17 protein-coding genes are annotated in these 21716 nt (G+C 47.2%); 4 read left to right on the top strand and 13 right to left on the bottom strand.

What is annotated here, in order from left to right; genetic code table 11:
• Positions 1 to 47 precede the first annotated feature (47 nt).
• From M0220_RS09390 to M0220_RS09400, 3 genes are all read right to left on the bottom strand, one after another.
• A complete protein-coding gene (locus M0220_RS09390) occupies positions 48 to 1403 on the bottom strand; it encodes a sensor histidine kinase (protein ID WP_264017464.1) in 1356 nt (451 codons plus the stop codon).
• A complete protein-coding gene (locus M0220_RS09395; RefSeq protein WP_264017465.1) occupies positions 1400 to 2077 on the bottom strand; it encodes a response regulator transcription factor in 678 nt (225 codons plus the stop codon). The genes M0220_RS09390 and M0220_RS09395 overlap by 4 nt, the downstream gene beginning before the upstream one ends.
• 209 nt (positions 2078 to 2286) lie before the next feature.
• Positions 2287 to 3135 (bottom strand): sulfurtransferase, encoded by an 849-nt coding sequence (locus M0220_RS09400; protein ID WP_264017466.1) that lies wholly within the window; start codon positions 3133 to 3135, stop codon positions 2287 to 2289.
• Positions 3136 to 3703: 568 nt separating this feature from the next.
• Between M0220_RS09400 and M0220_RS09405 the strand changes: the two genes are divergently transcribed.
• A complete protein-coding gene (locus M0220_RS09405) occupies positions 3704 to 4210 on the top strand; it encodes a hypothetical protein (RefSeq protein WP_030070999.1) in 507 nt (168 codons plus the stop codon).
• 27 nt (positions 4211 to 4237) lie between these two features.
• The gene (locus M0220_RS09410) at positions 4238 to 6463 is read left to right on the top strand and encodes an ATP-binding protein (RefSeq protein WP_264017467.1); all 2226 of its coding nucleotides are present in this window, start codon (positions 4238 to 4240) and stop codon (positions 6461 to 6463) included.
• A 27-nt stretch (positions 6464 to 6490) separates the two neighbouring features.
• On the opposite strand, the gene M0220_RS09415 is transcribed toward M0220_RS09410, so the two are convergent.
• The 10 genes from M0220_RS09415 to M0220_RS09460 form a co-directional block, all read right to left on the bottom strand.
• On the bottom strand, positions 6491 to 7921 hold the full coding sequence (locus M0220_RS09415; protein ID WP_264017468.1) for a sigma-54-dependent transcriptional regulator: 1431 nt from the start codon (positions 7919 to 7921) through the stop codon (positions 6491 to 6493).
• Between the two features lie 132 nt (positions 7922 to 8053).
• Positions 8054 to 8551: a hypothetical protein gene (locus M0220_RS09420; protein ID WP_264017469.1), complete on the bottom strand. Its 498-nt coding sequence runs from the start codon at positions 8549 to 8551 to the stop codon at positions 8054 to 8056.
• Positions 8552 to 8607: 56 nt separating this feature from the next.
• Entirely contained in the window at positions 8608 to 9330 is a 723-nt protein-coding gene (locus M0220_RS09425) for a hypothetical protein (RefSeq protein ID WP_030070992.1), read from the bottom strand.
• Positions 9331 to 9342: 12 nt separating this feature from the next.
• Positions 9343 to 10161, bottom strand: a complete 819-nt coding sequence (locus M0220_RS09430; protein ID WP_030070990.1) for a CsgG/HfaB family protein — start codon at positions 10159 to 10161, stop codon at positions 9343 to 9345.
• A gap of 649 nt (positions 10162 to 10810) precedes the next feature.
• Positions 10811 to 11242, bottom strand: a complete 432-nt coding sequence (locus M0220_RS09435; RefSeq protein WP_030070988.1) for a response regulator — start codon at positions 11240 to 11242, stop codon at positions 10811 to 10813.
• A 6-nt stretch (positions 11243 to 11248) separates the two neighbouring features.
• Positions 11249 to 12526 (bottom strand): sensor histidine kinase, encoded by a 1278-nt coding sequence (locus tag M0220_RS09440; RefSeq protein WP_198023699.1) that lies wholly within the window; start codon positions 12524 to 12526, stop codon positions 11249 to 11251.
• A 64-nt stretch (positions 12527 to 12590) separates the two neighbouring features.
• On the bottom strand, positions 12591 to 15581 hold the full coding sequence (locus M0220_RS09445) for a PAS domain-containing protein (RefSeq protein ID WP_264017471.1): 2991 nt from the start codon (positions 15579 to 15581) through the stop codon (positions 12591 to 12593).
• A 39-nt stretch (positions 15582 to 15620) separates the two neighbouring features.
• Positions 15621 to 16949, bottom strand: a complete 1329-nt coding sequence (locus tag M0220_RS09450; RefSeq protein WP_051690130.1) for a GGDEF domain-containing response regulator — start codon at positions 16947 to 16949, stop codon at positions 15621 to 15623.
• 774 nt (positions 16950 to 17723) lie between these two features.
• Positions 17724 to 18689 carry an SLAC1 anion channel family protein gene (locus M0220_RS09455; RefSeq protein WP_030070979.1) on the bottom strand — a complete coding sequence of 322 codons (966 nt, stop codon included), beginning with the start codon at positions 18687 to 18689 and terminating at the stop codon, positions 17724 to 17726.
• Positions 18690 to 18879: 190 nt separating this feature from the next.
• Complete coding sequence (locus M0220_RS09460) at positions 18880 to 19353, bottom strand: Dps family protein (protein WP_030070977.1); 474 nt, start codon at positions 19351 to 19353, stop codon at positions 18880 to 18882.
• A 708-nt stretch (positions 19354 to 20061) separates the two neighbouring features.
• On the opposite strand from M0220_RS09460, the gene M0220_RS09465 reads away from it, so the two are divergent.
• Positions 20062 to 20709 carry a peroxiredoxin gene (locus M0220_RS09465; protein WP_030070975.1) on the top strand — a complete coding sequence of 216 codons (648 nt, stop codon included), beginning with the start codon at positions 20062 to 20064 and terminating at the stop codon, positions 20707 to 20709.
• 79 nt (positions 20710 to 20788) lie between these two features.
• Positions 20789 to 21697: an MBL fold metallo-hydrolase gene (locus M0220_RS09470; RefSeq protein WP_264017472.1), complete on the top strand. Its 909-nt coding sequence runs from the start codon at positions 20789 to 20791 to the stop codon at positions 21695 to 21697.
• The last annotated feature ends 19 nt before the right edge of the window (positions 21698 to 21716 follow it).

Raw genomic sequence — 21716 nt, forward strand, 5'->3', positions numbered from 1 at the left:
GACCCTTGCAGCTTACTGCGTCAAGCTGACGGGAACCTGACGACTCCCTATTTTCTAGCGTCATTCTCAGTGCTGTAGAAAAGCGTGAATTCAGCACCGCCCTTAGGAGACGTGGAAAGCGTCACGCTGCCTTTCTGTGCGAGCTGTAAGCGTTGCACAATAGCCAGACCAAGACCGCTGCCTCCTTCAGCAGCCTCTTCGCCTCTCCAAAAGGCATCAAAGACATGGTGAAAAGATTCAGTTGGAATACCACGGCCTTCATCACGTACGCTGAGCGTGGCACCGGGGCCCACCGTTATCTCGATGATTTGAGTACCGGAATGCAAAACTGCATTCTCAACTAGATTGACCAGCGCCAGTTCAACACCTTCCTGAGTGGCACGTACAATAACCGGATTGGTATGCGGGCGTAATGAAAGCGTCACTCCTCTTTCATAGGCGAAAGGAGCTAAGTTCGCGGTTATTCGGGTAGCAATCTGGTTGAGTTCGCAACGAGACTCTGACGATATATCAAGCGCGTCCGCTTTTGAGCAAGCCAATACTTGATGAACGGTTCTGGCAAGTGACGCTAGGTCAGTGCATAACTTTTCGGTGTTATCTCCGGCAGGCAGCAGTGCGAGTCGTGCGGTCAAGACGGCAATAGGAGTACGTAATGCATGAGCAATTTCTGCCCCCCGGCGCTGCTCGGCCAGAAGGGCAATATTCAAACGCTCCAGGGTGCGCTGCGTAGAGTGAACCAGGTCGTCAATTTCAGCAGGCAAATTTTCCTCTTCAATGGGAGGAGCGGGTATGCCAGGTTGAATGGTACGTGCCCAGTTGGCAGCATGTCTGACCGGCCTGAGACCGCGACGAATCATGAAGTGATTGGCACCAATCATCATTACGGCAACCGGCAAAATGGGTATCCAGATATGGGTTAGAAATTCGCTGGCGAGGGCGCGTAGGATGAGATGGCCAGGATCATTGTGCATGGCAAATATAAGTCTTGCCGTACCTGACGGTAGCTCGACAGGCTGAGACATCAGGAGGGTAACCCCTTCTGGGGTCGTCAGGCGTGTTTGCCAGTGTTGAGCAAAGAGATCTGTGTGCAATGCCTGTTGGGGAATCAATGCTTCGTTTTCAGCGTCAAGCAGATTGCCTTGATGATCTAGTAATGCAAAGGCATACCCCTGCGGATGCGAACGGAAGAGTGTTTTTGCCTGGGAGCGGATGTTTAGGTCAGTGTCATCAAAGGCTTTAGTCAACAAAGACAGCTGTTTCTCAATAGCCTCTCTTTCTAGCGACTCTCGATCAGAGCTGTAGTAGATACCGACCACGATGACATTGATCACGATGGCAAACAGCAATATCCAGGTAAGCCGATACGTTAGGTTTTTGGCCAGTGTGGGCTGGCGGGAGCTCATTGGTTTTGCTCTTTTATCAGCATCCAGCCGACACCACGAATGGTTACAATCGTTAGTTCACAGTCTGTTGGCTTGAGCGCTCGCCGAAGGCGCGATATGGCCGCTTCTAATGCGTTGGGGCCAACCTCATCATCAAAGCTGTACACCGAAGCCTCCAGCGCTTCGCGTGATAGCACCTGCCCCTGCGCTCGCATAAGCTGCTCCAGGACGCCTATTTCACGCTGGCCCAAAGGCAAAGGAATATCGCCAACGGTTGCTGTTCGCGTTGAGGTGTCAAAGGCCAGGAGGCCATACGTTAAGACTTTATTGATGCGCTTGCCTGGCCGTCGCAAGATGGCACGGCAGCGTGCAATAAGTTCTGGCATTTCAACAGGTTTGACAATGTAGTCGTCAGCTCCGCTATCTAGCCCGGCCAGCCTCTCAGAGAGCTGGTCACGTGCAGTCAGTACAACTATGGGTGTCTGTCCATTAGCACTAAGGGAAGGCAACAGGTCCAAGCCATTTCCATCTGGCAGACCCAGATCCAGCAATACTAGATCGTAGGAAGCCGCTTGATGCATCGCCAGCGCGCTGTTTGCAGAATACGCATTGTCCACAGCAAATCCAGCTTTCACCAGAGCGCTGGCAACGGCTTCAGCGAGAGCAGGGTGGTCTTCAATTAGCAGCATCCGCATTGCAATCTCTCGCCTATAAATAACTAGCCATTCAAAGACGTAGTGGTCTTGATCCCATGCCAAAAAGTGATTGTAGTCACTTCAATGAGACCTCGTATTGCTTGATTTTGTTTTCTACTCGTACGGTGATGCTCTTTTGGTTTACCCGTCGTCATGTATTACCTCTTTGAAGCATCCATTGCTATTGGCCAGAGCCATTCATACAAAACCTAAGCCACTGGGAGTGATTCATCGCGTCCCCAGTCGGCCCAAGAACCGTCGTACAGCGATAGCTGATGGTATCCCGCCAGTTCGGCAGCCAGCAAAATGATGCAGGCGGTGATGCCCGAGCCACAGGAAAATACCAATTGGGGTTCACTGCTAGATTGGAGGGGCGGAGCAAGCGTTATAAAGATGGCCTTCAGCTCGCTAGCAGGTTTAAAACAATTTCCCTCTAGCACCTCTGTAAACGGCAGGTTGTGAGAGTTGGGGATATGACCACTGCGCACCCCAGGGCGGGGTTCAGGCACCTGTGCCAAGAAGCGTGAACGTGATCGGGCATCAATAACGGTTACCCGGCTATCGTCCAGATGGTGCAAAACGTACGCTGAGTCTCGCACCCGGCTGCGATCAAGGTTGGCGACGAAGTTGCTAGGTGTGGCGGTATTCTCAGCGATAGTAGAAACAACGTCCCGCTTTTCGGCTAGCCACTGTGGCAGTCCTCCATCCAGAACAAAAACGTGTTTAACGCCCATTGACCGGAAAATCCACCAGGCCCGAGGCGCCGAATAGATGCCTTGATTATCGTACAGTACGACGAGGCTGTCGGTCGTAATGCCCAGCCGTTGAGCTTCCTCAGTGACTTGTTCCTCTGCTGGAAAGGCGTGGGTCTGAGAAGAGCCGGTGTCACAGAGCACGCCTTCGAGATCGATCTGGCGGCTACCCGGTATCCACATCGGGCGGTCATAAACGATCGGGTCTTTACCAATGACAGTCGCCATGCTCGCATCAATAAGCACTAACCGTTCGTTGTCTAGGTTGTCTTGCAGCCATTGGGTCGTCACGAGGGGGGATGGCATGGTGTTCTCCGGTCAGGGGCTGGCAGTTTGTGTGATTCTAGCGATAAGCAGCTGTGCACTACAGCGTCTCCACCTCAAACGTCACAATTTGTCGCTGTACACTGGAGAACTCTATCATCCACATCGAAGCGGCCTAACAGCTGCGCTTGTGTCTGAAGAGTGTTGAGTTGAGGGGTGAACACTCCGCGCTTTTTCAATAGGTCAATCAAACGAGCAAATAGTTTGCGTTGTCAAGAGGTCAAATCTGGCCAAAAGCAGGACGCAAAATAGTCACGTTGTGGGGAGGCTAATGAGACTGTGCTGTCCATTTACAGCAAGGTGGTGTCTTGGGAGCATCAACGCTATTTGCTGCTATGATGTTTAAAAATACCGTACTATTTTAGGTATGGTGCGCCAATGACGTGTTCTTCGAAGTAGTGTGTCTTTTTATGAAAAAAATCTGCTAACTGATATCTGCTGAAAAAACATAAATTTCAAGTGGTTAGGTTGGTGGGTGCGCGACACAAGTGGTTATAGTTAGTGCTTCTGTCACAGCCTGTACTGGTTTTACAGCTTTGGAGGTTAAGTGATGCTTAAGTTTTTTACTATAAACGCACTTTTTTTGTCATTGGCTGCGTTGACTACCAACAATGCACAAGCTCTCGATGCTCCTACGGGCAGCGTCATTCTGAAAGTGACAGGCAATATTACTCAGACCAATGTGGGAAGTGAGGCTCACTTCGATAGCGAGATGCTAGAAGCGTTGACTCAGCATACTACCCAGACTAGCACGCCTTGGCATGATGGCGTCGTGAGCTTTGAAGGCCCCTTAGGGAAGGCGCTAATAGAAGCTGTCGGTGTTGAAGGTGAACTATTGAAGGTCGTAGCGTTGAATGACTACTTCGCGATGGTACCGGTCAGTGATTTTTATGACTACGAAGTCATCTTAGCCATGCGTGTGAATGGTCAGCTACTCAGAATCAGAGACCATGGACCGCTGTTTGTTATTTATCCTTTTGATGATAACCCTTCCCTGTTAAGCGAAGAGATCCTCACCCGTTCCGTATGGCAGGTTAAGCGGATAGAGGTTGAGTAGCGGGAGAGATGTTGTCAGGTATACATTATGTTGCCTATTCTGAAGCACTATTTTTCTCGTCGAGTGAGAGGCGCTACTTTTTCTGCGATCCTTTTTTTCCTTTCTGCGATTATTATTGGTGGTGTTATTTATCAACGCCAGCATGCAATTGAAAATAGATTGTTAGCAAATTTGGTGTGGACAAGCTATCAATTTGATAGAGAAGTTAGAGAGCTTCATCTTACACTAGTAGATATGAAAGTTGGTAACAACTCTGTTGATGATCTTCTACTCCGGTTTGAAATATTATATAGCAGAAAGACTCTTTTTCAACGTGGCGATATTTATTTAGCGGTCTCTAAAATTGAAGGTGTAAATGAGTTAGTAGAGAAAGCTAGTGAGCTGATTGAAGAAATAGATGTTATTGTTTCACCGTTATGGAGTAGTTTAGACGTTGTTAATGAAATTACGATTGAAGAACTTTTGATCAAAGTAGTCGAGCTACAGCGTTATACAGGAAATATACTAATAGATACTAATGCCAATGTTGCTATGCTGAGAGCATCTGAACGACAGGCAATGACACGGCTGTATGCATTGGCGTTGATCATATTGCTTTCATTAACGATCTCTGGTGGGGTGTTGGTGAGAGCATTATTTCGAGAGGTAAAGACAAGTCTTCACAAAGCTCAAGCACTGGAAGAAAAGAGTAAAGAGCTTAGAGAAACCGCTAAGCGTGCTGAAATTGCCAGCCAGGCTAAGTCTGAATTTATGGCCATTATGAGCCATGAAATTCGCACGCCTTTGAACGGCGTGGTAGGGATGGCTGATCTGTTGAGTGAAGAAGTCCATACGGCGAAGGCCTATTCTTATCTGTCGGCGCTTAAGAGAAGCGCTGATAGTTTACGAGCTGTTGTCAGCGATATTTTAGATTACACCAAAATAGAGAACGGTCAGCTGGATTTAGATACGCGGCCTTTTGATCTAAAAGAGTGTATAGAGTCACTTTGTGTAGGCTATGCGCTGCAGGATAATACTAAGCCAGTCGTATTCAGTTACTCTATTGATACGTCGTTGCCGACTTATGTAGCGGGTGATGCTGCTCGCCTACGTCAAGTCATCATGAACTTGATTAATAACGCTTTAAAATTTACAGATAAGGGATTTGTTAAGTTTTACGCCTCAGTAGATTTAAATGGTCGGTTGTTGTTTGAGGTGCATGACACAGGGGGCGGTATTGCTGTTAAAGATCAGAAGCGCCTTTTCTTAGCTTTTTCTCAGGTGGATTCGTCGATTTCGCGTCGTCATGAAGGTACGGGGCTGGGACTTGCCATCTGTAAGCGTCTTGTTCATGCAATGGGTGGAGAAATAGGCGTGACCAGCCAAGTAGCGCGGGGTAGCCACTTCTGGTTTTGGCTACCACTAGTTGAAGCGGAATGTGTTGATGATTATTGTTGTAGCGAACAACAAATGATTCTGGCGAACCATCACCACATATTAGTCGTGGAGGATAATGCGATTAACCAAACTGTGGCCAAAGCAATGCTGGAACAGTTAGGGCTACGCGTTGCAATTGTTAATAATGGCCAATTAGCGCTAGAGTTTCTTCAAGAAAAATACTCGACAATTGATCTTGTTTTAATGGATATGCAGATGCCAATCCTAGATGGCCCTGAGACTACGTTACGTTGGCGTGCCTTTGAAGCCGCAAACTCATTGGTGAGATTACCCATTGTTGCGATGACTGCCAATGTCATGCCTGAACACCGTAACCTTTGTTTTAAGAGCGGTATGGACGATATCATTACTAAACCGTTCACTCGGGTAGAATTGCATAATTTAATCAAACAATACATTGCCCTTGGAGATGAGCCGTGTGGACCTAACAACTCACTCTGTGTAGAAAATGCCAAACTTTTTTATACTCCTAAAGAGGGAGGTGTATTGGATTATAAAGTGTGTGAAGAGCTAAAAGAAATGCTTGATCCAATTGCCCTCAGTGCTCTCATTGATAATTTTTTAATTCGTTTAGAGACGCGGATCGTCAAATTGCATAATACATGTGTGTTAAAAGATTATGGGTTACTTCGCAATGAGGCTCATTCTCTAAAAGGGGCTGCGTTGTCTTTAGGCTGCATTTCTATAGCGGCTTGTGCCGAAAGACTTGAAAGATATGACGATGATAGTGAAGAATATTTGCTCTCTTTAATTGATGATCTAAAAGTTGCCAAAATAAAAACTGTGGATGCTCTGGATATCAGTGGGTTGCGGTAGATTTTTCAGCATTAAAAATATATCGTTTCACATTGGCTTTTTACGCTTTCTATAAAGTGTCGAGGGGGCCACGCCTAAAATTCTAGCAGCAGTTTCGATACATCCGTTATGTTCTGAAATTGTGGTTTCAATGATATTTTTTTCAATTTCTTTTAGAGTTTTACCCGATGTGCTAAAAGACATAATGTCTGGTCCTGAAGATAAATGATATGCCCCACGGGTTATGTCGGAGATTAAGTGTTTCTCTTGTAATTCGACTCCTTGATAAAGAATGGCTGCGCGTCTGAGAGTGTTTTCAAGTTCTCTTACGTTTCCGGGCCAAGAATGTTCTTTCAAGAAATGAATAGCACTGTTTGTAAGCTTGCAGGGAAGGGTATGTTCTTCATTTGTAATATTAGACAATAGCTTATTGGCAATTATGACAACATCATTATCGCGCTCTCTTAAGGGGGGGAGCTTGATGCTAAGTACATTAAGCCGATAATAAAGATCTTCTCTAAATTCACCCTGGTTTACCGCTATTGTGAGATCTCTGTGACAAGCACTCACAATACGACAATCAACTGAAATTGGCTTGGTACTGCCTACAGGTAAAATAGTACCGGTTTGTAAGGTTCTCAATAGCTTCGCTTGAAACGTCAGTGGCATATCACCTATTTCATCAAGGAACAGAGTTCCACCATCGGCAGCTTCAAAAAAACCTTTTTGGTCGCGTGTGGCACCACTAAAAGCCCCCTTGATGTGTCCAAAAAGCATGGATTCAATCAGTGACTCAGGAAAAGCTGCGCAGTTAACAGCAATAAACGGCCCATTTGAGCGAGAGCTGCAATAGTGGATACTACGTGCCGCCAGCTCTTTCCCGGTACCGCTTTCCCCATGTAGCCAGAGCGGAGCACTGGAGAGAGCTAATAGTGGGATTTGCCGCCGTAAATTATGCATTACCTTGCTTTTACCTAGTAATAAGGCTTCGGGGGAAGCATCGTTCGAAGCAGAATGAGATGGTTGTTGATGAAGTTTTTCGATTAGCCTTCCCGTCCAATCCAATAGTGCTTTGCAACCCAGCGGTTTTACAAGGCGAACGATCTCGCCACAAGACGCATTTTCTGCTGATAAATCGTTGGCAGAAATAATCAGACAAGCAGTAGGGATGTCTAGATCTCGACATGTGGTCATGACATCAATGCCGGTCATATCCGGTAACTGGTAATCTAAGATAACCGCTGCTGGACCTTGATGTGTCATTAGCGTAGAGACTGCATCACAACCATTTCTCGCTACTTTTACGTTTTGGTAGTGAGGCATTAGTATTGCTTGGTAAAGTGAGGCGGCATCTTCATCGTCCTCAACAATCAGCACAAGATATTGCTGTTTACGATCTGTTTGATTTTCTAGAACGTTAATACTGTGGGCAGGGTTAATCGGTTGTTGGTTTTTTTTAGTAGAAATAAGAGTGCCCATAATGGTGCCCCTACTGATTGCTGCCAGATTAAATGAAATCTGCTTTCAGCATATCACTATTTTTAACATGGGCATGTTGGGACACACTTGTTCACATTTTTAACTAATTAAAAATCATCAATTAATAGTAATTTATTCCTCAATGTTTTCATCTAAAAGTATTAAGTCGCTGCTGTTTTCTTGCATGTTGAGTAAGTTTCTTATTTTGGATAAAGAGTTTGCTTCTGCTTTGTTGGTTTGGTGATTTTCTGTCATGATTAATCCTTCTGCTCCATCGCCAAGAGTCATTTCAATCTGCTGCCAGTTACCCACAGCAATTGAGGTAGATGAATTTACAATAATAGTATCTTCCGAGGAATCAGCGGCCACTGGTTCAAGGCCTGCAACGGTATTCTGTCGGTTAGCGGCAGGCGCGTTGCTATTTCTTTCACGGGCTTGCCTCCAACGTGCCTCCTGTAAAATTAGCGAGCTTTGAGTATTGGCTCGCTCTGGAAAGTCATAGGGATATGGCCCTATCAGCGGGTCACGGTCTCTTGCTTCTAGTGAATGGCCAAACGCTAAGAGGAGCATTAGCCCAGCACTCAGCATAACCGCGGTCTGAGCTTGTTTTTTTCCAGAGAAACGTTGCATGATGTTGTCTCCTCGGCGCCCATGCGCGGCATAGGCGCCTTTGGTGGTGTTTAAGCTCAGAAGTTTCCATCCACTTTAACGGATAGGTTATTGCCCACAGAGGTGGCGGCCGAAGAGACCGAGGGCACCGTAGTGCCTGCCATGCCAGTGATGCCGCTAAATAGCACCGCGTCCACCGTTGACGTGCTGGTTACAAGGGCTACGGAGAGCTGTTCGTTGTTAGCAATGGCGAAAGCATCTTGGTCTGACGTGGTAGCTAGATCGAGGCTCAAGTTGTTGCCTACACCTGTGGCCGTGCTATCAACGGTGAGGTTAGTGGCGCCTAACACTGAAGACGTTGCTAAAATACTGCCAGGCACGAGGGCAGTGGTGATGAGGGGGTCTACACTCAGTCCGGCTCCTGCATACAGCTGGCTGCTATCCGTTTGCATTGAAACATCGGACTCGATCGAGGCATTGTTACCTACCGAGGTGGCCACGCTCTCAATTGACCCTAAGTCGTCAATGGCATTACCGCTGATGATGGGAACGATTAAGTTGTCAACAGCCGTGACTAAGCTGGTTGAGGTCATCGCGCCAAACCCAACCTGATCATTTTCAGTCTGCGTTAAGCCGGCTGGTGTCACATTTACATCCGAGAGCGCTGATGTATCTACCGTGCTGTTCACGGTGGCATCCCATACCCAGGTGACTGAGTCGAAGGCCTGGGCGTTTGAGATCACAGTGATGCCAGCAAAGGCGATGGCTACGGACAGTGCAGTTTTATTTAGAGTTTTCATGACGGCGTCCTCTTAGTAAGCCGCTGGATAATGCCCGTCTGCCACTTGACACTCTTCAGTGTCAGCAATGGGCAGGCCGAGACCTTCCGTCAGGATCTGGTAAGCAGCCATTTCCACGACGGATCGAACACCAAGTTGAAGAGGCTCATTCCTCACTGACCCGGCATCGAATTCAACAAGCTGATTGTCAAAGAAGCGGTAAATGCCGGCTTCTACTTGGTTGCCCACAATCTGCTTTTGTAAGCTGGTGACATAAACTGTTTGGAAAGTATTGGTGTCTATGACTCTGAGGTCTAAACCGACATTAATCACCGCTTCCCGAGTCCCTCCTCCTACTAAACCGACATAAAGGCGGGCTCCCTGGGTGAGAATGTTATAGTTAAGCTCCGTAAGCGCACCCAAAATGACAAAATTAACTGGTTGTACATTAAGAGGTGCAGTAGGTATTTGCATTGCCCCGGCATCTTGTAACTGACGCTCAGCCAGAGGAATACGAATATCTAGGCGCTCTGCCAGCCTAACTTTGCGTGTTTTATACAGCGCGCTAATCAGCATTTCTGATACGCCTTGCGTTAATGTGCGGCTATCGGTAATGGTTGAGTAGCTGACTTGACCTGTTTGATCGAGAATTTGCCCGACGCTGACAGTGGGGAGATTTGTGCCTGTTTGCTGGCTTAGGGCACTGAGGCAGCGACTATAAGGTGTGTGATTGGTCATTACAGGGGAGCCTTCGCGGGGTGCGATAGGAGCAGTCCCAATCGAAGCACAGCCGCTAATTGAAGCACTTAACGCGATGGCGGCGGTTATCTTTTGAGGTGATGGGAACTTCATGGTTTGTTCCTCCTGTTGTTGTATAGCTAATAGCAGGAGTAGTGCCATCTTTATATTTTTTTAATACTAACAATGGCTTAATTTTTTTTGATGGTGGTAATCTCTTTATAAGGCCTTTAAATCTAGGATTGTTTCGCGTTTTGCAAGTCTTTAATTGCAAAGTGCGATTTTCTTGCATTTTGCAACTCTGTATTGAATCTTAGGATAAAGTGGTTAACCACTCGGTATCTATATTCTGATAAAGGTACTTACTAGTTAGGCCCTGCAGGAACTCTTGCAAGAGATTTCTAATTGCTAGATAGAGGGCGTGGCTACTTGATGGCTTGGAGTAGACTTTCGCCTAGGCTAGTATCACTAAAGCATAGAAGCTCTCTAGAAGAGGTGATTATTTGAGAATATATAATAGACGGCAATTAATTGAGAGAGCGGCGATGTGAACCTGATGGTAACAGTCTCGCCGCACAACTATCTTTGCCCTGGGCAATAAGTTTTTAAGATAGGCATCGAAAAGATGTTATTGCTAAGCTTAAATAACTTTGTGATATAAGGTGAAAATAGTACGGCCTAAACTCAACATGGATGACTAACTAGTGTGGTTTGAACGGCATGATCAAGCTATCACTCGTCGATATTCTTGGAGCAAGTTCATTTAAGGCCGTTTAACCAGCGTCAGCCAATAATCTTCCACTTTCTGAATGGCCCTCAGAAATTGTGAAAGATCCATAGGCTTTGTTACGAAGCCAGAGCAACCAAGTTCGTAAGACTCCACAATGTCTGACTCCGCCTCTGAGGTGGTAAGGACTATCACAGGAATGCGCTTTAGCTTTTCGTCCTGCTTTAAGTGAGTAAGAAAAGTTTTGCCGTCCATCCGTGGCATATTGAGATCAAGCAGAATAATATCTGGCCATGGGGCGCTATGGTAATTTCCTTCACGCCGAAGAAAAGCTAACGCTTCAACGCCGTCACCAACATCGCATACGTTGACCAGTAGGCGACTCTGCTTGAAGGCCATTTTCGTTAAATGAACATCGGCTGCCTCGTCCTCAACAAGAAGAACGGTAAAATCACTTTTAATTTCCAAAACGCATCACCTTGCTAGTGGTAGATCAAAAATAATTGCTGTGCCGCCTGAGATACCTTCTTCGATAGCGATATGCCCTTCGATATTGCGTAGGGCTCTTACTACCAGGGCGAGCCCCATCCCAGTACCAGGATACTGTTTGCTGCTCGGTACCAAGCGCGTGAAGATCTCCATTACTTGTTCACGATACTCAGGCAAAATCCCGCTACCATTGTCCTCAACACGAAACTGAACGCGACCGGCCATCGTGCGTGCCGTAATACGAACTTTTAAATTGCGCTCTGGAGCACGATATAGCCAGGCGTTCTGTAAAAGCGCGTGAAAAATCATTTTGAGCTGACGCGCATCTGCACTTACTGACGGCAGTCGCTGAGGAATTTCTATTGCGCCCTTACGCCTTAGCTCTGCAAGCTCAGGGGTAGAGTGGCAGACCGCATCAATGAGGCAATCTGGTTCCACTGTTTCCAGCTTCGGCTGGAGGTCAAGACTAAGGTAGCGCTGAATATCATTCACCAGCTCTTTCAGCTTTTTGGCCTGACTCTCTATAAAGTCAACAGCCATTTGCATCTCTTTGTTATCTTCCTCTGTCACCGAGTGAGCACTCTTTTGGGACAGATGATGACGCTGTTTTTGGGCGAGCTGTTGAGATAACTGCTGGGCGAAGCTGACGAGTCGCCGACTAGGTTCCTGGAAGTGATGTGCCATAACGTGACTTAATCGCTCAAGCTCCCGATTACGAAAGGAGAGTTCGTTGATTAAGCGACGGTTGTCTTGTTGAGAACGACGTAAGCGATGCAAAATAATCACCAGAATGGCAATGACACAAAATTGCAGGAGGGTCGCCCCCATCGCTAGCCAAAGCGTACGTTGCTTTGAAGCTTGAATCTGCTGTGTCTGCAGATCAACTTGCTCTTCTACACGTTCGATATAGTGCCTTTCGGCAGAGCTTTCAAAGTCGCTGGTATCATAAAGCGAAGAGATGAGAACCTCGCGTCCATCCACTATGAAGCGACTGGTGTAGACACCCATTACCTTGATGTCGTTATTGGCTAGCCTATGTCGAAAGTACAAGTGGTTACGCTCGGTTTTGGCAGCGCGTTGGAGCTCGTCTTCTATTTGCTTTGGCGTGAGCATATTGATTTGGTTGATGTTCATGCCTGTTAGCGGCTCGAAGCCATAAAACTCCTCTGCGGCTCGGTTAGCGGCCAAAATTTCTCCCCGATCGACTGACAGCATCCACATAGGCGTCGAGTGATGCTCAAAAAACGCGTTAAAGTCTGGCATGGCCCACCCCGTTACTGGCAACCAAGAGAGGTAGAGGGCGCACAGAATACAGTGAAGGCGCACATTACACCGCATCATGTTTTCCTTCTGAGGTGTGGTGCGCTGGGAGTGTTAGCGTGAAACGACTTCCTTTGCCTTCCCCTTCGGATTCCACCCAAATTTGCCCGCCGTGGCGTTCAACAATTTTGCGGCATATGGCTAAACCCACGCCAGTGCCCTCGTACTGCTCTCGGGTATGTAGGCGTTGAAAAACCTTGAATAAGCGGTCTATTTGATCCGGGGCGATGCCAATGCCATTATCCGTTACGCTGATTTGCCATTGCTGGCTATCGATTAATGCTGCGCTATCGATTAATGCTGTGCTATCGATAGTGATTTTAACGGCTTCATTCTCTTTTAAGCGGTATTTCAGAGCGTTGCTGATTAGATTTTGGAATAGCCGTGTCATCTCGTCAGGACTTGCATAAACAGTGGGCCAGTCGCCTGTCACCTCGATTGCGGCATTGGCTTGCTTGATATCAGGAGTCAAAAAGTGCAGCGCTTCATCAAGGGCATTTCTCAACGACATCTCTTGCATTGGTTGTCCCTTGCGCCCAACGCGAGAGTAATCAAGCAGTGATAGCAGCATGTTGTCCATTCGCTTTGCGCCATCGCGCATATAGTGCAGCATCATCTCTCCATCTTCATCGAGCCCGCCAAGATGGTGTTCAAGCAGTTGCGCGTAGCTTGTCACCATGCGTAATGGCTGACGGAGGTCATGCGATGCGGCGTACGCAAAATGCTCAAGCTCCTTATTGGAGCGCTCAAGCGATTCGCGATACTGTTCAAGTTGCAACTGCGTTGTGTGCTCGTCGGTGACATCACGCAAGTACCCATGCCACATGGTGCTGCTATCTTCCAGCCGTTCAGGTGTAGCGATGCCTTCGACCCAGATTTGATGGCCGCCAGGATGGTTGATGCGATATGTTTGGCGCCACATCGTTAACTTGGCGGCCGAGGTAGAAATGCTATGAGCAACTGCTGGTAAGTCTTCGGGGGCGATAAAATTGAACACCTCACTAGCATCTTCTTGAACCTCTTCAGGCGAGACGCCGTAGATATCTTCAATGCCTGTGCTAGCGTAAGGGAAGGCGCTGTGACCATCTGGGTGGAGCCAAAACTGATATAACATGCCAGGCAGCAGCGCCGCATGCTTACGCGTTTGATCCATAGCCGATTTGGCCCTTGCTTCGGCCTCTTTGCGTGCAGTGATATCGCTATGGGTACCAGCGACCCATACCGGCTCGCCGAATTCATTGCGTGTGATAACGCGACCGCGATCCTGAACCCAGATCCAATGACCGTTACGGTGGCGCATGCGGGCTTCAAAATCGTAAGCGTCACGCTTGCCTTCAAAATGTTCAGTTAATAGTGTCTCTGAACGCTTGAGATCGTCTGGGTGACAGAAGGCCATCCACGTATCAATAGTGGTGGGTGTTAGCTCATCTAGGCGATACCCTACCATTTCAGCCCAGCGTTCGTTGAAACGTGTTTCACCCGTTTGGATATTCCACTCCCAAGTGCCAGCGGCAGTGCCCCAAAGGATGTTCTGCAGTGCGTTACGCTCTTCTTCTAGTCTTCTACGGGCGCTCTCCTGTTCGGTAATATCGTGCAGAGCAACTAAAAATATCGGTTTTTGCTGCAACGCAGCTAGTAATTTGCTGTTTGTAAACTTAATTAACGTTGCTTGAACAATAACGGAGGCGCCTTGCAAATCCGTATGTTCCCAGATGAACTGCTGACGTTCATCGCACGCAAGCGTCAGTAATTCCCTCGCACGAGTGGTGGAGAGTTGCCCGTCCGGCTGCGTCTTGGGCGAAAGGTCCACAATGTCCTTACCAATTAAATCGTCACTGCTGTGTGCTTTAAACAATGTGTGTGCGGCATAATTACTTTCTGCAATAACAAAATGTCCCCTCTCGTCGGTATGCAAAAGTAGCTTGGCACTGGGTGAGTAATAGAAAAGAGCGGTAAAGCGTTCAAAGAGGCGGGACTTGCGTATATAAAGCACAATAAAAAGTGCGAGCAACAGCACGAATGCTGCTGTCAGAGCGACCGGTAGCCAGATAGCATCGCCAAAGCGAGCGTTCAGCTGCTGCCAGAGAGATAGTTGCGTTGTTGCGAAAGGGGCAACACCTAACGTACGCGCTGCCAGCTCAACTGGTAAATAGTCCTGGGGTGGGTTAAACCCAATGGATTCGCTCTCCTTCGGCTCAGCATCTTCCAGGCTAAGCAGGGCCCGACTGACGTGCCGGATATCGTCTATGGAGACATGTGGCATAGCAGCAAACGGCCACTCTGGATAGAGTCGGGTGGAGTGAGCAAGTGGAAAGCCTGGATTCAAGTCGTGAGCTTGCACGACAGTGAGCGTATCTTGCGCTAAAAGTCCGCTTGCTATCCAGTCCTCCAAAATACCGCTGCGCACAAAGCCGGCGTCAACTTCGCCGTTCAGAAGTGCCTGCATAACAGCGTCGTGAGACCCTAATTCTTGATAGTTAGCAAATTGCTCAGGATCATATCCCTGCTGATGGATCTCATAAGCTTGAGCGAGAAATCCCCCAAGAAAGCGTTTGCCGGGTACGCCGATGACACGCCCCTCCAGCGCAGACAACGTTTCTATATTGTCCTCCGCTAGAGATAGAATAACTCCCGCGAGAGAGCTTAGGTGGTGCCCCCCCTGGTATGTCTGAAGTGTCGCCAACGCGCCGCTGACATTATAATGCTGGCGGACGGCCAAGAAATGGCGTGGATTAGTGAGGATGAAGTCTATGTCGCCCGCTTTAAGCGCGTCATCCAGCGCTTCAAGTGATAACACTTGCATGCGCACTTGATGGTGGGGAAGTGCGCCCTGTATTGCCTCTATAATGGGAGAGAACTGTTCGCGAACTGTCCCAACATCACGGTAGGCAAACACACCTAGCGTTGTTGAAGGAGCTGCGACAACAGCCTGTGAAAATATTAACGCTGCAGCCAACAACCACCTTATCAGCGAACAATGGCGAGCAGGTAAAGGCATGAGGTGTCCTTCGATGTGTCAAGGTGCAATATCAATGTGTTATGCCGGCGCTGTTGGCGCGTCAGTTGTACCTTCATCATGTTCAACGCGATTGCGGCCGCTCTGTTTGGCGCGATAAAGCGCCGCATCTGCACGGGCGATGGCGCCATCAGGCCGCTTGTCGTCAGTAGATAGCAGGGCGACACCAATGCTGGTAGTGACACCAATGACTTCTTCCCCTGACTGCACGCGCATGGCTTCAACGACGGCGCGTACTTTTTCTGCTACATGAGTGCCGCCGTCATAACCCGTATCGGGAAGTAAAATAGCAAATTCTTCACCACCTAAACGACCGAATACATCGTTTTCACGCAGCTTATCGGCGATTGTATGGGCAAAGGCTTTGAGAATGTCATCGCCTGCTGAATGGCCATAGGTGTCGTTAACGGACTTAAAGTAGTCAATATCCAGCATTAAAATAGTGGTGTGATAATTGGCACTCCGTTTGACACGGCCGTATTCGCTGTCCATGGCTTCCATGAAACTACGTCGGTTGAAAAGCCCTGTTAGTGGGTCATGCATAGCCAGGTTGCGCAGCTGTTCCTCCATGTCTTTACGTGAGGTGATATCTTGCTGGATACCGACCACACGCTCCGGATTCCCTCCTGCATCCCAGCTAATCAAATGACCAGATTCGAATACCCAGACCCAGTGTCCTAGCTTGTGTTTCACACGGAATTCGCTTTGGTAACGCTTCTCCTCTCCATTAACATGGCGTTCGAGTGCTAGGTTGATAGAGGCTGCATCATCAGGGTGCGCGCGTACCACCCACTGCGCTAACGTTTGCGGTACGGTTTCGTCGTCAGCATCGAACCCAAGATTATTCAGCAGTCGCTCGCTGGTATAGCAGGCATCTGTTTTTAAGTTCCACTCCCAAATGCCAAGGTTGCCGCCTTCAATAGCGGCCATCGTCAGCTGTTCAGATTCTTGTAAGCGCCGTTCTAGCTGGTGTCGCTCCATTGCGTAGCGTATAGCACGTACAAGGGCGGCTGCCGCTATGTCGTTTTTGATCAGATAGTCTTGAGCGCCGGCCTCTAAGGCTTGAAGAGAGAAATCCATATCATCGTGGCCAGTTAACACCACAATAGGGGTCTCGCGAGCCATTGCCTTGCAGCGTGAGACAGTAGCAAGCCCGCTTGAATCAGGTAAATTCAAGTCGAGGAGAATAACGTCAGGAGCAGCTGTCATTGCTCTAAGATGCGTGTCGAGTTCTTCGAGACTAGTGACCCAGTGGAAATCGTGCTCCCCACCGCTGAACTTTAGGTTATAGCGAATTAAGCCAGCGTCGCCTGGCTCATCCTCAACCAAGATGATGGAGAGCTTTTGCATAAAATGTAACCTAAGAAAAATTGCTATGATTGAGCCACTTTACCAAATTTAACAAGCATCCATGCAGCTGTTGCATGTAACGAGTAGCGTCAGCGATGTTGATCAACTTAACCGTATAGTCCGCCCAGCCCTCCTAAGTGGCTTATTACTATCAACATTTCCTTGTAAAGCTGATGCGGCTAATAACACTGCAGGAATCGATCGTAACATTTTGTTATTATTAGCTTGCTCAAAAAAGGCAAATTTATCCATTCTTGGTATATTGAGGTTAAGCAATATAAATTGGGTAGATGCGCATTTTCGGCACATTGCTAGCCACCCTAAAACGTTTTACCGGGGCGGATGCAAACTCTGATTGCAACACACATTATTAAATAGCGGGTGGATTGGACTTTCACGGTGCTTAGCCATTAGCTCGCTCTTCACTTCCATTGGATATTTCGGGTTCAAAGTATTTGTGGGTGCGTATATTCAGCTCGAAAGCAATCTCATCTAGCTCGCCCTAGGTTACACACAGAGATCAGTTCCTTTCGGTAAATATTGGCGAATAGAGCCATCAATACTCTCTTATGGGCTCCGTTGCCACGGTTTATGTGGATCGTAAAAACAAATGGCGAAGCCGGTTTTTTTGGGTGATTTCTACATGATGAGTCATTTCGCGTCTCATGATCATAGACCATGCTTTTGCAGGTGGGCGGGCGTCAGTATGTCAGTATTCGGCTCAAGACGGCGCTGAAGCCCGCTATCGCTAATATGGCTGTGATGTCGTTTATTTTAATCTTCAACACAGATTGACCGTATACGTACAGCTTGGAAAGTCTTTATTGTAAGCATGCTAATCAAAAGTGTTAATAACCCCAAAAGACTGAGACTTAGCACTTTAAAAAATGGTAGTTGTAGCTGTTCAAACATCAAAAAACTAGCAATGGTAATAGCTGCCATTGGGAATGAATAAGCCCACCAGGATAAGAAAAAATCAAGCTTTATAAATCGCGTTGTTTGAGTTAGTAGCATTAAGGTAAGAAATAGAGCGATATAATAGAGGATACGGCCAAATGCGTTGATTTCCCCTACCAGTTGAAACCACGACATGGATCCCACCGCTGGTGGTGCAATTAGGATGAATAACGTAGGCAGCAGCTTGGCGGGCAAGGGCTGGTGAAAGAACATTCGATAGAAAATGATGGTCAGAAGTACACCCCAGAAAATAAGCCCGATGCTGAAGAAAAACCATGAAAGTTCAAGTGATGCATGCTCTATGCCAGCAATAGGTACAAGAATGTTTCCCACGATAGGAATAAACCAAGCTGGGTTTATATGGGTAACTTCAAAATGGGTCTGATGCAACCAAGCTGATAGAACATACAGCGTGAAACCAAGATGAAGTACTACACCAACACACCATAAAATGAAGGAAGCTCGGTTGCTGTATGGCAAAAAAGCAATGCTTAATAATATTATTCCAATAGATATAGTTGGAAAAAAGTTAAGCTTTATGGGGTGAGAAAGCTCAGATTTAACCTGGCTTGGATACTTTGCTATTTTAGTAATATAAAGTGCTAGCAAGACAACAAAAATGACTAAAGTGGTGGTAAGAAGAATTGGGCTAATTTTTATTGTAATATTGAACAAGGATTCTGCTCGGTGCCAAGCAATAGTAAATCCTGTCATTCCCATAATAAGAGAAAACCATGAGATTGGAAAGTTTTGTAGTCGAGAAGCGTGAACGCTAGAATTCATTTTATTTCCCCATTGAAAAATTCACTCTAGTTTCCATTAATAGGTTAACAGCTATTTTTTATAAATTAATAAAGGTTTCTAGCATGAGGTGATAATCCTCATTGCTTTTAATCTTACAGTCTTACCTTTCTTCGACCACAACCACGAAAAATATTGAGTCGGGCGTGGTTGTGATCAATTTTTACTTTTACTACGAGAGGTGAGAAGTAAGCATCCACACGGTCTTTTCCTGCTCGCGGATATAGTCACCGGCTTGGGCAGCTGTTCCTTCATCCTCAGCATTTGAAGCCAATGATAGAAGCTCACGCTGTAGCTCAATTAAGACCTGATAGCCCTGGAGTACCCCACGTACGCATGTCTCGCCGTCTTGGACATTTTTATCCTCTTGGATCTTGGCAATTTTGACGTAATCACTGTAGGCATGTACTGGTTGGTGGCCAAGAGTGAGAATGCGCTCAGCAACTTCATCGACCTTAGTTAGCAGGTCTGTGTAAAGCTCCTCAAATTTCTCATGAAGCTGAAAAAACTGACGACCTTTTACATTCCAATGATATCCACGCACGTTCATATAGAAAATTTGATAGTTAGCAAGTAGCTCGTTGAGCTTCTTGGCCACCTGACTAGCACTAGCTTTTTTCAGGCCAATAGTATTGTTACTGCTCATGCGATCATCTCCTTATCATAAAATAAGTACTAATGCTGAATTACGTTCTATTGATAGGGATAGAATAAGCAAGGCGTCTGCTTAGTCTCCCTAAAAAATAATAGCGACTCACTCTCTACAGCGCCGTACATATTATTCCTATCGAAAGCCAATCTGTGGGTTACTTGGTTACTTGGTTACTTTGTAGGTATCTACGCCTACTATTAGCTCATGCTACTAAGAGCTAGCACGGCACTGAAAAAGAGATTTACTATCTCGACCATAGTGCTTTTCGTAAGACGTTCGATATTAAGGCCAAAATGACCTAAGGAAATAATATTATTTTCTCTTTAGGAAGCTTAGGGCATACATAAGTTTTTTGCATGAGGCATTTAGACACACCTTAGTATCGATTAATACCCACGCTAAAAGTCCCGCATCAGCATGCGCTAAATTTTTGTCTGTGGTAGATATCGTTATGAGATGCTTCTCCAACCATCTTCACAGCAGCGTTATTTCTAATAAAAAAGCTATGTTAGCTCCATTTGACTAGGCTTTAGCAAGGCTGGATCTGTGCTGGCTGCATTTGATAGGTAAAAAGACGTTAGCCGTAGTGCATGCTGGAGACGAGCATCTCTATTGCAGCAATAGGGCGTGTCTATTCGCTATATATAACAAAATGAGCTATCGTTATTCCTGCAAATAGATTTGATCCTACAGGAATTGATGATGTCGAACGATACTATTCAGCCCGTTATGCCCCAGATTAACCGTCCGGCTCCGGATTTCACGGCTAAAACAACACACGGTGAAAAGTCGTTAAGTGACTATCGTGGGAAGTGGCTAGTTCTTTTTGCCCATCCGTCTGATTTTACGCCGGTATGCACCACAGAGTTTTCGGCCTTTGCAAACTACGCTGATCAGTTCAACGCGGTGAATACAGAGTTACTGGGTTTGTCTATCGACAGTATCCATTCGCATATCGCATGGACCCGCAGCATCAAGGAGAACTTTGGTGTTGAGATTACCTTCCCGATCATTGCTGATTTGAGCATGAAAGTGGCCAACGCCTACGGCATGATTCAGCCAGGCGCTAGTGATACAGCGGCGGTACGTGCCACCTTTGTAATTGATCCAGAAGGCGTTTTGCGGGCGATGCTGTACTACCCAATGAGTAATGGCCGCTCCGTAGAGGAAGTGCTTCGCTTGGTTAAGTCATTACAAACCAGTGACGAGCATGGCGTTGCAACGCCTGAAGCTTGGTTGCCGGGTCAACCCGTTATCGTGCCGCCTCCCCACACGACTCACGATGCTGAGGCTCGTCAATCAGAAGGCTACGAATACACCGACTGGTACTTCTGCAAGAAATCCGTTTAACCGCTGTTGATGATGAGCAAATGGCTGACTACGGTCAGTCATTACGCCGCTTTTCAGCCAATCTTAGGGAGAATAACGCATGAATATTTTTGCGCATTCTGATCATACCGCTATGGGGACGCCTGATGTTGCCGGTTTTTTTGATCCGCGCACCTTTAGCGTCCAGTACGTGGTCAGTGACCCCGCAACGAAGCAGTGTGCCATTATCGACCCTGTCTTAGATTTTGATGAGAAATCAGGGGCAACGGCGACCCACCATGCTGACGAATTGCTGGCCTATATCAATAAAAAAGGTTTATCAGTGGTGTGGATACTGGATACCCATCCTCATGCTGATCACTTCTCTGCAGCACAATATTTGAAAGAAAAAACCGGCGCTCCAACGGCGATTGGCCAGCACGTCACCAAGGTGCAGGCGCTGTGGAAAGAGATTTACCACTGGCCTGATATGCCCACCGATGGACGCCAGTGGGATACGTTGTTTGCCGAAGGCGATACATTCACAATTGGCGAGCTAAAGGCTCGAGTTATGTACTCCCCAGGCCATACGCTTGCGTCTATTACGTATGTGATCGGCGATGCGGCATTTGTTCACGATACGCTCTTTCAACCTGATTTCGGCACTGCACGAGCGGACTTTCCCGGCGGAGATGCCAGCGTGCTATGGGCGTCTATTCAGCAAATTCTGGCGCTTCCAGCCGCTACTCGCTTGTTTACCGGCCATGATTATATGCCCGATGGTCGAGAGCCTCAGTGGGAAAGTACGGTGGCGGAGCAACGCGATTGCAACCCGCATCTAGCAGGTGTCAGTGAAACGGACTATGTCGCTTTACGTCATAAACGTGATAGCGAATTACCGATGCCTAAGCTAATCCTACACTCTTTGCAGGTGAACGCCCGAGGTGGCCGATTGCCAGAGCCAGAGGCCAACGGTAAGCGTTATTTAAAAATTCCACTGGATGCGCTGGAGGGAGCTGCTTGGGATTAACGTTTCGAGATTCGTTCCC

This window comes from Halomonas qinghailakensis (assembly GCF_025820815.1).
GTDB lineage: Bacteria > Pseudomonadota > Gammaproteobacteria > Pseudomonadales > Halomonadaceae > Vreelandella > Vreelandella qaidamensis.

What these genes read in the sequence shown, in the direction of transcription:
- M0220_RS09390 (WP_264017464.1), bottom strand. Translation starts at nt 1,403, where the DNA reads ATGAGCTCCCGCCAGCCCACACTGGCCAAAAACCTAACGTATCGGCTT.
- M0220_RS09395 (WP_264017465.1), bottom strand. Translation starts at nt 2,077, where the DNA reads ATGCGGATGCTGCTAATTGAAGACCACCCTGCTCTCGCTGAAGCCGTT.
- M0220_RS09400 (WP_264017466.1), bottom strand. Translation starts at nt 3,135, where the DNA reads ATGCCATCCCCCCTCGTGACGACCCAATGGCTGCAAGACAACCTAGAC.
- M0220_RS09405 (WP_030070999.1), top strand. Translation starts at nt 3,704, where the DNA reads ATGCTTAAGTTTTTTACTATAAACGCACTTTTTTTGTCATTGGCTGCG.
- M0220_RS09410 (WP_264017467.1), top strand. Translation starts at nt 4,238, where the DNA reads ATGTTGCCTATTCTGAAGCACTATTTTTCTCGTCGAGTGAGAGGCGCT.
- M0220_RS09415 (WP_264017468.1), bottom strand. Translation starts at nt 7,921, where the DNA reads ATGGGCACTCTTATTTCTACTAAAAAAAACCAACAACCGATTAACCCT.
- M0220_RS09420 (WP_264017469.1), bottom strand. Translation starts at nt 8,551, where the DNA reads ATGCAACGTTTCTCTGGAAAAAAACAAGCTCAGACCGCGGTTATGCTG.
- M0220_RS09425 (WP_030070992.1), bottom strand. Translation starts at nt 9,330, where the DNA reads ATGAAAACTCTAAATAAAACTGCACTGTCCGTAGCCATCGCCTTTGCT.
- M0220_RS09430 (WP_030070990.1), bottom strand. Translation starts at nt 10,161, where the DNA reads ATGAAGTTCCCATCACCTCAAAAGATAACCGCCGCCATCGCGTTAAGT.
- M0220_RS09440 (WP_198023699.1), bottom strand. Translation starts at nt 12,526, where the DNA reads ATGCCAGACTTTAACGCGTTTTTTGAGCATCACTCGACGCCTATGTGG.
- M0220_RS09445 (WP_264017471.1), bottom strand. Translation starts at nt 15,581, where the DNA reads ATGCCTTTACCTGCTCGCCATTGTTCGCTGATAAGGTGGTTGTTGGCT.
- M0220_RS09450 (WP_051690130.1), bottom strand. Translation starts at nt 16,949, where the DNA reads ATGCAAAAGCTCTCCATCATCTTGGTTGAGGATGAGCCAGGCGACGCT.
- M0220_RS09455 (WP_030070979.1), bottom strand. Translation starts at nt 18,689, where the DNA reads ATGAATTCTAGCGTTCACGCTTCTCGACTACAAAACTTTCCAATCTCA.
- M0220_RS09460 (WP_030070977.1), bottom strand. Translation starts at nt 19,353, where the DNA reads ATGAGCAGTAACAATACTATTGGCCTGAAAAAAGCTAGTGCTAGTCAG.
- M0220_RS09465 (WP_030070975.1), top strand. Translation starts at nt 20,062, where the DNA reads ATGTCGAACGATACTATTCAGCCCGTTATGCCCCAGATTAACCGTCCG.
- M0220_RS09470 (WP_264017472.1), top strand. Translation starts at nt 20,789, where the DNA reads ATGAATATTTTTGCGCATTCTGATCATACCGCTATGGGGACGCCTGAT.